At 63.8% G+C, this 13,883-nt stretch carries 13 protein-coding genes; 7 read left to right on the forward strand and 6 right to left on the reverse strand.

Annotated elements, in window-relative coordinates; genetic code table 11:
• Positions 1-351: 351 nt before the first annotated feature.
• The 4 genes from FY549_RS14980 to FY549_RS14995 form a co-directional block, all read right to left on the reverse strand.
• Positions 352-1,482 carry an NAD(P)/FAD-dependent oxidoreductase gene (locus FY549_RS14980; RefSeq protein WP_174235357.1) on the reverse strand — a complete coding sequence of 377 codons (1,131 nt, stop codon included), beginning with the start codon at positions 1,480-1,482 and terminating at the stop codon, positions 352-354.
• 138 nt (positions 1,483-1,620) lie between these two features.
• Complete coding sequence (locus FY549_RS14985) at positions 1,621-1,923, reverse strand: putative quinol monooxygenase (RefSeq protein ID WP_105950085.1); 303 nt, start codon at positions 1,921-1,923, stop codon at positions 1,621-1,623.
• The gene (locus FY549_RS14990) at positions 1,920-2,489 is read right to left on the reverse strand and encodes a type 1 glutamine amidotransferase domain-containing protein (protein WP_126892905.1); all 570 of its coding nucleotides are present in this window, start codon (positions 2,487-2,489) and stop codon (positions 1,920-1,922) included. Before FY549_RS14990 ends, FY549_RS14985 begins: the two co-directional genes overlap by 4 nt.
• 1 nt (position 2,490) lies before the next feature.
• Positions 2,491-3,657, reverse strand: a complete 1,167-nt coding sequence (locus FY549_RS14995; RefSeq protein WP_105950087.1) for a glutathione-independent formaldehyde dehydrogenase — start codon at positions 3,655-3,657, stop codon at positions 2,491-2,493.
• A 208-nt stretch (positions 3,658-3,865) separates the two neighbouring features.
• Here FY549_RS14995 and FY549_RS16585 point away from each other — a divergent pair, with 208 nt between their 5' ends.
• Positions 3,866-4,042, forward strand: a complete 177-nt coding sequence (locus tag FY549_RS16585; protein WP_153244971.1) for a hypothetical protein — start codon at positions 3,866-3,868, stop codon at positions 4,040-4,042.
• 92 nt (positions 4,043-4,134) lie between these two features.
• Positions 4,135-4,416 carry a hypothetical protein gene (locus FY549_RS15000; protein ID WP_199787650.1) on the forward strand — a complete coding sequence of 94 codons (282 nt, stop codon included), beginning with the start codon at positions 4,135-4,137 and terminating at the stop codon, positions 4,414-4,416.
• A gap of 295 nt (positions 4,417-4,711) precedes the next feature.
• On the opposite strand, the gene FY549_RS15005 is transcribed toward FY549_RS15000, so the two are convergent.
• Both FY549_RS15005 and FY549_RS15010 read right to left on the reverse strand, forming a co-directional pair.
• Entirely contained in the window at positions 4,712-5,371 is a 660-nt protein-coding gene (locus FY549_RS15005; RefSeq protein ID WP_105950089.1) for a TMEM175 family protein, read from the reverse strand.
• Positions 5,372-5,376: 5 nt separating this feature from the next.
• Complete coding sequence (locus FY549_RS15010) at positions 5,377-6,117, reverse strand: aldo/keto reductase (RefSeq protein WP_238695569.1); 741 nt, start codon at positions 6,115-6,117, stop codon at positions 5,377-5,379.
• Here FY549_RS15010 and FY549_RS16805 point away from each other — a divergent pair.
• The 5 genes from FY549_RS16805 to FY549_RS15035 all read left to right on the forward strand — a co-directional run bounded on the left by FY549_RS16805 (position 6,077) and on the right by FY549_RS15035 (position 13,621).
• Entirely contained in the window at positions 6,077-8,113 is a 2,037-nt protein-coding gene (locus tag FY549_RS16805) for a hypothetical protein (RefSeq protein WP_162604560.1), read from the forward strand. The two genes, FY549_RS15010 and FY549_RS16805, sit on opposite strands and share 41 nt — an antisense overlap.
• Before the next feature lie 125 nt (positions 8,114-8,238).
• Positions 8,239-10,350, forward strand: a complete 2,112-nt coding sequence (locus tag FY549_RS15020) for a site-specific DNA-methyltransferase (RefSeq protein ID WP_105950092.1) — start codon at positions 8,239-8,241, stop codon at positions 10,348-10,350.
• Positions 10,350-12,902 (forward strand): DEAD/DEAH box helicase, encoded by a 2,553-nt coding sequence (locus FY549_RS15025; protein ID WP_105950093.1) that lies wholly within the window; start codon positions 10,350-10,352, stop codon positions 12,900-12,902. The genes FY549_RS15020 and FY549_RS15025 overlap by 1 nt, the downstream gene beginning before the upstream one ends.
• 103 nt (positions 12,903-13,005) lie before the next feature.
• Positions 13,006-13,416, forward strand: coding sequence for a hypothetical protein (locus FY549_RS15030; protein ID WP_126892903.1), 411 nt, complete (start codon positions 13,006-13,008; stop codon positions 13,414-13,416).
• Between the two features lie 4 nt (positions 13,417-13,420).
• The gene (locus tag FY549_RS15035) at positions 13,421-13,621 is read left to right on the forward strand and encodes a hypothetical protein (RefSeq protein ID WP_105950095.1); all 201 of its coding nucleotides are present in this window, start codon (positions 13,421-13,423) and stop codon (positions 13,619-13,621) included.
• Positions 13,622-13,883: the final 262 nt, after the last annotated feature.

A 13,883-nucleotide genomic window follows, 5' to 3' on the forward strand; every position in this document is an offset into this window, starting at 1 on the left:
GGCTCCGGCCTGGTGCACGAAGCGGTCTGCAGTGCCGGGGCGCGCGGCCGATAACGTCGCAAGATTCGACCTCGACTCGCTCTGACTCGCCTGCCGGGGGTCCTGACCCCTGATGAGTGGTGCCGACGCTGCGGCGCCGAGGGCGCTGCTCGGGACACGGTCATCCGTCGACTCGCGCACGAGCCGCTGGGGTGGCGACCCACCGTCCTTGAGGTCGCGGTGCGTCGTCGCGGACAAAGGTGTCGGTGCTTCCGCGGGCTACCTCACCGCCGCACTGCACGCAGCCACCAACGTGACCCCATCGCGACGAGTCCAGAGTTGCGGGCCACCCCCGCGATTGGGAGACATGCCCTAGCTCTGGGCCTCGCCGAGGCGCGCTTCGTGCGTGAGCTCGGCGCGGAGACCGCCGCCGGTCGCAGCCCGGGCAAGAGCGCGACCCAGCGCAGGTGCCTGCTTGAACAAATTGTGACCGGCCACAAAAAGGACAGAGCCTGCCTCCCACACGGCCACGCCGTCCTCACTCCACGGGAGATCGGTCACCCAGCAGTGAAGGAAGTCGCGCGGCTCCGGGTGGAGACCGGGCAGCGCCCGTGTCACGTACTCGCGTGCGCGTTCGTCCAGCGATCGAATCGCCGCCGGGTCGATGAAAGTTCCGTCGTCGCGGACGCGGACGGTGTCGCTGAGTCCGACCGAATAGCTGCTGTTGCCCGGTAGCGGCGTCGCGTAGACGCCGACTTCGCCGAAGACGCCGCTGCTGTCCTGCAGGCACGCGACTCGTTCCGGGGCGGCGGCTTTCACGTCGAAGGTCAGCCTGACGTGAGCGGCAAGGCGAACCGGCAGCGACAGGCCGACGCTGCGTGCCAGGCGGGCGGTTTCGCGGCCGGCGCACACGATCACCTTGGAGTAAACAGCCCGGTCGGTGACGCTGCGCACCTCGACCGTCCCGTCGGCGCGGGGATCGATGGAGATGACCTCACCGGTGGTGACCGCATCTGCGAGGGCACCCGTTAGTGCCGTGATCGCGGCGCGGGTGCGGATCGCGCCGCCCGACTCGTCGAGCACCGCTGGCCCCGAGTACCCAGCAAGCAGCGGCATCCGCTGGGCGACCTCGGCCGCATCGATCTCGTGCGCTACCACGCCGCCGACCTGGTCGAGCACCCGCAGCCGCGCCAGGGCGCTGTCTCCGATCGCCAGGACACCGTCTGATGAGACCAGCTCGACGTCGAAGTGTTCGGACCACTCATCCCATACGCCGCGGCTTTCGCGCGCGAAAGCGACGAGTCGCGGGTCGTCGTGGGCATGCCGGAAGATCCGCGACTCGCCTGCGGACTGACCCGTCCCGGGCACACCAGCCTCGTACAAGCGCACCGGCACGCCCTGCTCCCGCAGCGCGTACGCCGTCGAGAGACCGACGATCCCGCCCCCGATCACTGCTACCTCGGGTGAACGCGTCGTGGCAACGCCGTCGTCAGTTCCTGTCATCGCGGTTTCCCGATCTGTTGGTGATCAGCGGTAGGCCGAAAGGGAAGGGGCCGCTGCCACGATGTCAGCGGGCTGTGTAAGCCCGAAGTCACCGCGCGCCGCGACTCTTTCTGGGTCAGTACTCCCCGGTCTGTGGTTTCAGGCGGGGAGTTTGGAGCCCAGGACGTCGAGCTTCTCGATCGTCGGCTCGCTGAACAGTTTGCCCGTCTGCTCGCCGAGAGCGGTCGCAACTGCGCCGGACAGGTGCGCGTCGCGGCCGGCGTCATCGGGGAACACGTCGAAGATCCCGAATGAGGACGGGCCGAGACGGATCGCGAACCACGCGGTGGTGGCCGGTTCCTCCTCGACGAGCCCTCGCCCGATGCCGAGAAACTCCTGGACCTCGTCTTCCTTGCCGGGCAGGGCCTCCAGCCTGACAAGCAGTCCCTTCGTGACGCTCATGACGTCACCTCTTCCTGGGTCGAACTGCTCGCAAATTTCGCCACGATCGTATCGCAGAACGCAGGCAGGTCGTCGGGTGAGCGGCTGGTGATCAGGTTCCCGTCGACCACGACATCCTGGTCAACGACCTCCGCTCCGGCGTTGCGCAGATCCGTGCGGATGCTCGGGAAGGACGTCAAGGTGCGACCTCCGACCACGCCAGCCTCGATCAACGTCCAAGGCCCGTGACAGATCGCGGCAATGGGCTTGCCAGTTTCGACGAAGTCGCGGACGAAGGAGACGGCGTCCTTGTCGACCCGGAGCTGGTCGGGGTTCACCGTGCCGCCGGGAAGCAGCAGGGCGTCGTAGTCGCCCACCGAGGCGTCGGCGACCAACCCGTCGACGGTGAACGTGCCCGCTTCATCCAGGTCGTTCTTACGGGCCTTGATCTCGCCGTCGTGGATCGAAAGGACCTCGGTCTGAGCGCCGGCCCGTTCCAGTGCTTCGCGGGGTTGCTCGAGCTCAACGCGTTCGACTCCGTCGGCGGCGAGGATCGCGACCCTCTTGCCCTGAAGTTCTGCTGCCATCTCAGTTTTCCTTCGTTCCGTTTGACATGCCGGGCTTGATGAGGACCTTAGTCCAACCCTTGGACCTGGCGTCGAAGTTCTTGTAGGCATCGGCAGCCTGGTCCAGCGAGATCTCGTGGGAGACGATCCACGAAGGGGTCGCCTTGCCGGCCGCGATCAAGTCCCGCAGCTGGCGGTTGTACCGCTTGACCGGGGCCTGACCGCTTCCCATGGTCTGCCCCTTGAACCAATGTGTGCCGAAGTCGATGGCCGCCTTGCCCTGCTTGGCCAATTCGCCCTCGGCCCCCGGGTCCTGGGGGACGAACACGCCGACGGTGCCGATCCCTCCGGTGAAGCGGACCGCGTTGATGAGCATGTTCAAGGTGGCGGCGGTGTCCTCGTTGCCCTGCGGATCGTGGGCCTGGTAGCCCACGCATTCGCAACCACGGTCAGCTCCGAGCCCCATAGTCTCGTCCAGCACAGCCTGCACGGGGTCGACCTTGGAGTCGTCGATGGCAATCGCACCGATCTGCTCGGCCAGCGCGAGCCGGTCAGGGTGGCGATCGACCACCATCACCTTTGCTGCGCCCTTGATCATCGCGGACAGGGCGGCCATCAATCCGACCGGACCCGCCCCAGCGATCACAACGCTGTCGCCGGGGATCACGCCGGCCATCTCGGTGGCGTGGTAGCCGGTGGGGAAGATGTCAGAGAGCATGACGTAGTCGTTCTCCCTATCCTCCGCATCCTCGCCCAGGCGCAGCGCGTTGTGGTCACCGAAAGGCACGCGGAGAAGCTCCGCTTGGCCACCGCCATAGGGACCCATGTCGGCGAACCCATAAGCCGCACCGGCGAGTGATGGGTCGGGCTGAGTGGTGAGGCAGTAGTTGGTCAGGCCGCGTTCGCAGTTCTTACAGAACCCGCACGAGATGTTGAACGGGAGCACAACCCGGTCTCCGACCCTGACCTTCTCCACGCCACTACCGACCTCGATGACCTCCCCCATGTTCTCGTGCCCGAACGTCCGGCCCACCTCGAAGGAGGTCCTCCCCTCGTACATGTGGAGGTCCGAGCCGCAGATGTTCGTCGTCGTCACCCTGACCAGGACATCGGTGGGCCGCTCGATCTTCGCGTCCGGGACCTCCTTCGTGCTGACCTGACGGGGTCCCTCGTACACCACTGCTTTCATGTCTACTCCGATCTGATGGTGTTGCTCGGTAGCCTTCTGGCCTTGATAGCCTCCTGGCAGAGCCTTGACAATGCAGCCCTTCGCGAGGTAGCGGACACCCTCGGGAACCACGTGTCAAGGGGCTCGCCTTGCGTTGATGTGTGTAGCGATCGAGCCGGGGTGGTGCCCGGGTCCCGCTGCGCGGAACCCTCTCCCCCAGTCTCAGGGCATGGGGTTCTCGGATCAAAAGAGCCACAGTCGACACCCGACCAGCGTCGTCGATGCCTGGGATACCGCACTCGCGGATCACAGCAAGGAGATATTGATCCGACTGCGGGCCGAGGTTGAGCAGATTCAAGCCGAGGCTGACGCCTCGGACGACCTGGCGGACGAGCACACGAAATAGAACATCTGTTCTAAAATCGATAACCTGGCGGTCCGCAAGGAGGATCGGCAGTGGGTACATCGAAGCGATACGCGTCGGCGGCCGATCGCAGGATGGATACGCGCATCCTCGAGCGGATCGCCGCGGAGGCCGGCCCCCTGCAGTCGCTCTCGAGCGCCGACCTGCGCTTAGACGTAGAACCGGTGACGATCGACCCGCGGCCGAAGCCTGCGAAAGCGTGGGTGCGCTTCGGCGCCACGCCGGCGCTCGTCGACGCGGAGGTCTGCCGGTCGACAGCGGATGCCTGCGCGATCAGGTTCCGCGTGGGCGAGACGGAGATGAAGGCATGGGTATGGGCCTCGGCTGTCACCCCGGCCTCTCCTGCAAGGCGCTGAACGTCCCCTGTGGACGGTTTCTGCAGCGCCGCCAGCATCCTGGTTGCCTGGCATCGTGGATGACGACGAATGGCCGGGCTTCTCCCCTACCTGTGAGCGCTGCCTGGTGCAGCTGCAACCGTCGTGGAACCCGCCGACTTCCCCGGTCTGGCGGTGCCCGAATTGCGGCCTGGTGCGCATGTTCTAGCCGATCTGGCGGACGGCGAGCAAAGCAAGCCCGAAAACGTCGGACGACGGTAGGTCGCTATTCACTCGCAAGGAGCGTGCAGCTCCGAGGTACTATCCGCTCCTTCAGTCAACGAGCCATCTGATCGTGTCCCGGTTCAATACCGGGTCTGAACACGGGCTTTGCGGGGGAAATGACGTAGCTCAACGTTACAATCCCCGCCGCGATCAATCCAACACGCCAATTCCAGAACGCCAAGCCGAATGCCGCCCAATAGGCAGCGGCGGTAAGACCATACTTGATGGTAAGGCGGCGAAGATAAGCCTCGGTTAGCCTTCGATCGGGAAAACCTCTGGCGGTGGCGTACACCCACCGAAGAAACCACCAGGTCGCCGGTGCCGCTGCTATGCCCAGGTACCAAAGGGCGGCGGTCGTGCTGTCCGCATCTCCACCGAAATGTTCGACCAACTGGCGCGCGGGAAATGGAGTGATACTGACCGCAGCCAAAAAGCCGATGGTCAGCAGGTTGTAGCCGTGGTCGGTCTTCTCCAGCAGCTTGCCGCTGAAATGACTGTGGGACCAATAGAGGCCGATGAGGATCACGCTGAGGACGTAGGCGGCGTAGTCCGGTGCCAGCTTCAGGTAGGCCGCGGCGAGGTCGCCATCCTCAGGCCTCGGTGCGCGCAGTTCCACCACAGGGACGGTGATCGCGATCGCAAACACCGCGTCGCTGAACACCTCGAGCCGATCCGTCTCATGTTCGGTTCCCTTGAGAGAGAAGACCGCCATTCGAGCTAGAGCATCTCGAGCGGGCGACGGTCGCGTGGCCGAGGAAATGCCGCGTCGAGTGTCGCAAGATCGGCGTCGGAAAGGACGATATCTGCGGCTGCCCGGTTCTCCCGCACATGTGCGATCGAACTCGCCTTCGGAATCGCAATGAGGCCATCGTGCCGCAACGTCCAGGAAAGTGCGACCTGCGCAGGGGTAGCACCAACCTTAGCTGCGATCTTCACAAGGGAGGGATGGCTCGAGAGTCGTCCCTGCTCGACGGGACTATAGGCCATGACAGGCATTTCATGAGCGACGAGCCACGGCAACAATTCCAACTCAGGGCCTCGACGGACGAGATTGTAGAGAACCTGATCGGTCACGCAGCCATCCCCGCCGGCAGCAACAAGCTCGTCCATGTCGTCAGTATCGAGGTTGCTGACACCCCAATACCGAATCTTCCCGGCCGATTTCAGCGCCTCCATCGCTTCTATCGTCTCAACGAGCGGCACCGATCCCCGCCAGTGGAGCAGGTAGAGGTCGAGCCGGTCGGTGCCGAGACGTCTCAAGCTCGCCTCGCATGCGCGTGAAAGGCGTGCGCGCGAGGCGTTCTGCGGATACGCCTTGCTGACGAGGAACAACCGGCCGCACCGGTCGCCTAGCGCTTCGCAGATCAGCGCTTCCGCCGCGCCGTCGCCGTACATCTCGGCAGTATCAACGAGTGTCATGCCCAGCTCGACACCGGCGATCAACGCGGCGATCGGCAAGGAGAGACGGCGCAAGGACCGAGCGCGCAACCGTCGGAACCTGGACCCAGGAACGACGATCCTCCTTGAGCAGGGCAGCCCTTGGAGCGACGCTCCGACTGCGAAGATCGAGCAACTCGTCATCGCCATCGCGCCGACGGTAATGGGAGCAGGACGCCTCGCTGCCTACCTCCGCAGCGCGCCCCCGCTCGCTTCGTCAAGGGATCAGGCCATGCCACGCGCGGCACAGCGGCTCCTCCGGAAAGCTCGCACCGCAGACCTGAAAGTCGCCCTGCCCGCCTGTGGACAGTGCGGCGAAGAGCGCTTCCTGGAACAGACAAGTCCGACCGGAGAACGGCTCGGCGGGCGCTGCACGAAACGCCGCTACGCTGCGCCCTGCTCTATATGCGACAGGCTTCTACCAATCACGCGCCGCATTGGTGAGTCACAATTCTGCGCCAACTGCTGGCGGCGCGACCCGAGGTCGCGAAGGGAATGCGCGGAGTGTGGGCGGCTACGCACGACCCACTCCATCGTCGGCGACAAGCCGTACTGCAACGACTGCGTGCCGAAACCGCGGATCGTATGTTTCATCTGTCACGAGGTCCGGCGGCTTTACTCCGCACGCATCGGTACTGGAGTCTGTGAGAGCTGCTACATCTCGACCGCCGGGTTTATGAAGCCGTGCCCTGAGTGCGGTGACAAACGTGTGATCGCCCACGACAAGGACGACAGACTGGTGTGTGCAGACTGTGCCGGGAACGCACCACTTTTCACCTGCAATGAATGCGGAGGCGAACGGGGGGCACGGCGGACGCTGTGCTCGGGCTGCGATCTGGTGAAACAAGTCGAGGAGCTATTCTCCGAAGCGTCGGATAGCGACGCGCGTGCTGCCCTCGAACCTCTACGCCACTATCTCCTTTCCTACAAGCACGACGCGGACCGGCTTCTGCGCTGGATGAGCCGCAGCACTAGCATCGCGATCCTGCGGCGGATTCTCGATGGCGAGATCCCCATCAGTCAACGCGCGTTGGAGATGCCCGAGCATCCGCATGCAGCATTGCGCGTTCGGGCTCTGCTTGAAGTCACGGGATGTCTGACAGAAGAACGCGACCCCTGGGCGTCATATGAACAATGGGCGGATCAACTCATCGCGATTTGCCCAAAGGCGAACCGAGAGCAATTTACGATCTTCACCCGTTGGATCGTTCCTGCCACCGCGCGCGTGCAGATTCGACGACGAGGCATCACCGATAGCACCCTCAGCCGGGCCAGAGAGATGAGCCGCGCGGCGCTCGAATTCCTCCAGATGCTCGAAGCGCGGAACCTGTCGTTGCAATCCGCCCCGCAGTCGATCTTCGACGAGTTCGCTGCCTCGCGCCGCAGCAGAGCAATCGCGATCCGTCCTTTCATCCGATGGGCGAAACAGACCGGCGCGATGCGCCGAATCTCCGCCCCGGTACGACCCAAGTCCGCCCCGTCGCTCGCCTACAGCGAGGCCACCCATCATTCTTGGGTGTCTCGCTTCCTCGAAGACGATCAGCTGAACGAGGGAACGAGGCTCGTCGGATTGATGGTCGGTCTCTACGCAGCGCCGATCACACGGCTCGTCAAACTCCAAGACAAGAACATCGTCTATCGAGGCGAAACGGCGACGCTTTCCCTCGGGAACGCTCCGCTCCACCTAGCGCCACGCGTCACCGAACTGCTCGGCATGCAACTGGCGCAGCGCGCTATATCCCCGGAAGGATGGTTATTCCCATCACCCGCCCTTCCTGGCCGACACATCGACCCCTCGACGCTTACCAAACGCCTGAGAGACCTCGGCTGCGAGACCATCCTGCTGCGCGGCGCTGCGATGATCAACCTGACCGCTACCGTCCCGCTCGGACCCTTGGCGGATCTCACAGGGCGATCACTATCGGCGACAGGCAGATGGATCAAGTCATCGGGTAGCACCTATCTGGTGTACCCGGCGATCCGGGATCCCTCCCGTCCTGGTGTGTCCAGCCAGTAGAACACTGCCGGGAACTCGCGGCCTTCGTGTCCTCAGATGCTGTTGAGTAGGCTGAGATCGAGTCCGTGCCACTCGCGCACACGCGAGAACGGACTCGTTCTTGTCCTGCCAGAAGGAGCCCGCCCATGTCGCGCTTGTCGGACCTGCTGCGCACCGTCAATCAACTCGATCCGCAGCTCGCTAAGGACCTCGACAGCGAGATCCAGCCACTCCAGAAGCGTCTACCGTTCGGGCTCAACTTCGAGCGTCATGCGCCGGAGGCGGTGGAGCTTCCCGCGCACAAGATTCGCAAGATGAGCAAGGTTCGAGTGCTCCCTCCGAGAGGGGTGACGGGGCACGGCGACCAGCGCATCTGGACTGTCGATGGAATCAACGGAGAGACCGCCGACATCTCGACGCCGAACGGCGCGAAGATCGAGGCCGCCTCGGTGGCATTGGATGACCTGGTTCTCGTGGCCGAATTCCGTGACCGCATCTACCCCGGCCTGCGCCCCGACGGGACCATCGAGCGCGGCGGCAATAAGCCGTTCCATACGGTCATCAATGGCGAGAACTTCCACGTCCTGGAGCAGCTCACGTTCACGCACGAGAAGTCCGTGGATGCGATCTACATCGACCCGCCCTACAACACAGGATCGCGCGACTGGAAGTACAACAACGATTACGTCGAGGGCGACGACCTGTACCGGCATTCGAAGTGGCTGGCGTTCATGGAGCGGAGGCTGAAGCTCGCCAAGCGGCTCCTGAAGCCCGCGAGCTCCGTGTTGATAGTCACGATCGACGAGAAGGAGTACTTGCGCCTTGGCCTGCTACTGGAGCAGACGTTTCCCGAAGCGCGTATCCAGATGGTGACGAGCGTCATCAGTAGTCAAGGCTCAGTGCGTGACGGAATGTTCAGTCGGTCTGACGAATACATCTTCTTCGTGTTCATGGGGCAGATGGCAGCCGCCCGCACGACTGACGACATGCTGAACGAAGGCCAATCCGAGAGCAAGTCTCAGGTGTGGTTTCAATACGTTCGGACTGGCAAGGGGAACTTGAGGGCAGACTCGCCCAACTTGTTCTTCCCGATTTTTGTAGAGGAAGCAACCGGACGCATTGTTCGGGTAGGGGCGCCGATTCCGCTTGGGACGAGTGTCGAGACGGTGCCAGTCCCAGCGGGTGAGGTCGCGGTATGGCCGAAGACCGCCACGGGCGCGGAAGCTCGCTGGCGCACAGGGGTCGAGGTCGCGCGACGGCGGGTCGAGAAAGGGCTGATCAGAGCCACCAAGTCCCAGCGACGGGGACGAGGCTACTCGATCATGACGGTGAACCAGGGCACCGAGGATCAGATCGAAAAGGGCGAACTCAGTGTGACCGGCCGCAACCCTTTGACTGGCGCAGCCATCATAGACACGTCGATGGTGTCTCGTGATCGTGCAGCAAAGACAACTTGGAACAGGGTCTCTCATAATGCGGGATGGCATGGCTCGAAGCTCGTTGCGGGCCTTCTGCCGGGTCGTTCATTCCCATACCCGAAGAGCCTCTACGCAGTGGAGGATGCCCTGAGGTTCTTTCTATCCGACAAACCAAACGCGGTCATTCTCGACTTCTTCGCTGGTTCCGGGACGACAGCTCACGCTGTCATGCGCTTGAACAAGCAGGACGGCGGCCGCCGTCAGTGCATCTCGGTGACGAACAACGAAGTCTCGGCCGACGAACAGGCCGCTCTGCGCAGGAAGGGCGTGCGGCCTGGCGATCCCGAGTGGGAGAAGCTGGGCATCTGCGACTACATCACGAAGCCGCGCATCCGCGCCGCGATCACGGGCGAGACGCCCGACGGCGCCCCGATCAAGGGCGACTACAAGTTCGTCGACGAGTTCCCGATGGCTGAGGGGTTCGAGGAGAACGCCGCCTTCTTCACTCTGACGTACGAGTCGAAGTGGCTCGTCGGCGTGGACCGCGCGTTCGCGGCGATTGCTCCGATGCTGTGGCTACGCGCCGGTGCGGTCGGCTCTCGCATCGACTGGATCGAAGGCGGATGGGCGATCGCTGACAGCTACGGCATCCTTCGCGACCTTGACCAGGCCGCCGAGTTTGTCGAGGCACTGCGCGGGAAAGGCGGCATTCGGATCGTGTACGTCGTCACGGACGACGAGGGGCGGTACCAGCAGGTCGCCGACGAGATCCGCGGCGTCGAAACCGTCCGCCTATATGAAGACTACCTCCGCAACTGCGAGATGACGGGGGACTTCTGATGCGCTTCACGCTGAAGGACTACCAAGCAGACGCGGTCGGTGACACGCTGCGCGAACTGACCTCTGCGCGGGACTTCTACCGCAGCGCGAGCAGGCGAGTCTCGTCGGTGGCGCTGACGGCTACGACGGGCGCCGGTAAGACGGTCATGGCTGCGGCCGTGATCGAGTCGCTGTTCTGGGGCAGCGACGACTTCAGCATCGCGCCGGACCCCGGCGCCGTCGTGCTGTGGTTCAGCGACGACCCGGCGCTGAACCAGCAGACCAAGCATCGGCTGGAACAAGCGTCGGACCGCCTGCGCAACCGTCTCGTCACGGTCGAGCACCCGTTCAGATACCAGAAACTCCAGTCGGGCAACGTCTACTTTCTGAACACCTCGAAGCTGTCGAAGAACAGCCTGCTCGTGCGGGGCCGCGACGACTCCAACACCCTGCCTGGCTTCGACTCGCATGCAGACACAGTGCCGTTCACGTTCTGGGACACCCTGCGGAACACGATCGAGGACAACGACCTCACGCTCTACATGGTGCTTGACGAAGCACATCGGGGCATGGGCAAACGCCCGTCGGAGACGCCGACCATCGTGAAGCGCCTCATCAACGGCCACAATGACGTGCCGCCGGTGCCGATCGTCTGGGGCATCTCGGCGACTGTGCAGCGGTTCGAGGCTGCAATGAGCGAAGCCGAGGTGCAATCGAATCGTGTGCACCTCGCGACGGTGCAGGTGGACCCTGTGCGTATCCAGGAGTCGGGTCTACTGAAGGACGACATCGTGCTCGACTTTCCCGCGGAGACGGGTGATTTCAATACAGTGCTGCTGCGCCGGGGCGTCCGGAAGGTGAAAGGAATTTCTGCGGCCTGGACGGCGTACGCGAACGATCAGAACGAGGAGCCCGTCAGGCCCCTCATGGTGCTTCAGGTGCCGAACAAGCCGTCGCCGACGGAGGTCGCCTCGGCTATCGACGTGATCCGTGACGAGTGGCCTGAACTGGAGGCGGACGCGATCGCCCACGTCTTTGGCGAGCACACTGCGCAGACGTTCGGCTCGCACAGCGTGCCTTACATCTCCCCGGAGCGCGTGCAGGACGCCTCCTACGTCCGTGTGCTGCTTGCCAAGGACGCCATCAGCACGGGCTGGGACTGCCCGCGCGCTGAGGTCATGGTCTCGTTCCGCCCAGCGAGGGACGAGACGCACATCACGCAGCTTCTCGGCCGGATGATCCGTACACCGCTCGCCAGGCGTATCGAGGGCGACGACCTGCTCAACAGCGTCGAGTGCATCCTGCCGAAATTCAACAAGGCGACGGCCAGCCTCGTGCTGGAGCGGATCATGGGCAACGACCTGACCACGGGCGGCGGGACGGGACAGCGTGTCCTCGTCGACCCACAGGTCATGACGCCGAACCAGGCCGTCCCGGACGAGGTCTGGGAATTGTTCCAAGCCTTGCCTGCCGAGACACTGCCTCGCAAGCATGCGAACCCGATCAAGCGACTCACTTCGCTGGCACACGCGCTCGCGGCTGACCGGCTGCTAGCTGACGCGGGGAAGCTCGCCCACGAGCGCCTCCACGGTGTTCTGAACGGACTCTCGGCTCAGTATGCAAACGACCTGACGAAGGCGCTCAAAGACGTTCAGACGGTTGCTGGCGGCACCGTTCGCGGACAAGCACGCCACGGGCTCCGCCAGGACGAGTCGTGGACGGAGTACGCGGACGACCGCGCCATCCAGGACGCATATCGCACAGGCGCGCGGTCGATCACGCCAGACATCGCCCGTACCTACGTCGAACATCTCGCCGCGGACGCTGAGGACGAGGACGCCTACCGCGACGCGAACGTCCGAGTCGCAGCCCTCGCTATGCTGCCGCAGACCCGTCCCGCGCTCGATACCGAGGCCGACCGCATCGCACACGAGTGGCTCGGCAAGTACCGTGTCGCGATCAAAGACCTCTCCGAGTCAAGGCAGAGCCTCTACGCAGAGATCACCGCCATGAGCACGGACCCTCAGCTCATCTCAATGGCGTTGCCGAAGAACCGCCAGGAGGAGACGAAACGCGTCACCGGCGACTCCGAACAGCTCCTTGAACGACGGGCACTGCACTTGTTGGCCGACGACGAGGGCATGTTCCCGGTCGGGAAGCTGAACCCCGACGAGATCGAGGTGCTGGACGCCGAGATGTCGAGGGGCGGGGCTCTGGCCTGGTATCGGAACCCAACAGGCGGCCGCGATTCGATGAGCATCGCCTACCAGGACCGTCACGGCGAATGGCGCACACTGCGCCCCGACTTCCTCTTCTTCGCCAACGGCGAAGACGGAGTGCGAGCGAGCATCGTGGATCCCCACGGCCACTGGCTCCCGGACGCGGCGTGGAAGCTACACGGCATGGCGAGGTTCGCCGAGGCCTACGGGGACCAGTTCCACAGGATTGAGGCAATCAGCCGGATAGACGGGAAGCTCAGAGTGCTCGACTTGAAGCTCGCCGACGTGCGCGCGAAGGTGCTGAACGAATCCGACGCGCGGTTCGCCTACGACCGCGCCGCCGTGGACTATTGAGCGCAGGATCGTCTGCCACTCGTAGTCGTTACTCACCGGCTGAGATCGCGAATCAATGTCGTTGGTAACCGAGAATCTCAACCACAGGGACGGGGCGTGAGCGATGACAGATCCTGAGGCAACGCAGATGCCGATCTACAGTCAGGCGGAGGCATTCGCGAAGCGGCCTGGAATGTACATTGGACGGCCAATCCGAATCGACCGAGTGATGATCTTTCTGCACGGCTACGAGGTCGCGATCTTCCACGTCCGCTTGGCGCGCTTCCCCGAGATCGCCAAGGTGCACCAGTCGGGCGGTCCACTGTCACAGTTCCGCGCTCAGATGCGGGATGAAGGACGGTTGCGATGGGACAGCGTGGAGCTCACTGCGGTGGCCGAAGCAATCGGCTGGACAGGTGAAGAACCGCCCGTGCTAGATGATCTGACCGAAGAACAGCACCACGCCGCGATCTGGCGTCTTGTACCCCTGCTGGAGCGAATGTTTACATTGCCTGCTGCCGTCGTTGAATCTTGATGCGATGAGCGAACCAAAAATTGAGAACGATCTCGCCCTAATCGAGAAGGCCCAGCAGCTCGCCGGACACTTCCCTGACGCCGACGCACTCGACCGCGCCCGCCGCATCCTCAACGGCAGCACCACCCCGGCCGAGGCATACGCCGAGCTGGACGAGAAGTACGGGTCGAACGTCGAGGACGGGCGAAAGAAGTACGTCCGATGACACGCCCTGCTCAGCGTCAGCGCCCTAACGCCTCCCGAGGTCGCGCGAGCACATTCTGACTGGCCCGAGCTGTTCGAGGGACTCAGCGCTGAGCAAGTAAACGCCGTGCGCACAGTGCTAAGCATCCGGCTGCGCAGCGGGCAGAACCTGGACTACGGCACAGTGCGAGAGCTTGCGGTCCACGCACAGACCTGCCCGTTAGTTCACGCGTAGCACGCCTGCCTCATCCCTTCGAAGGTGCGTCAGCCTCTTCCGGTGGAAC

The organism is Microbacterium sp. 1S1 (assembly GCF_008271365.1).
Taxonomy (GTDB): domain Bacteria; phylum Actinomycetota; class Actinomycetes; order Actinomycetales; family Microbacteriaceae; genus Microbacterium.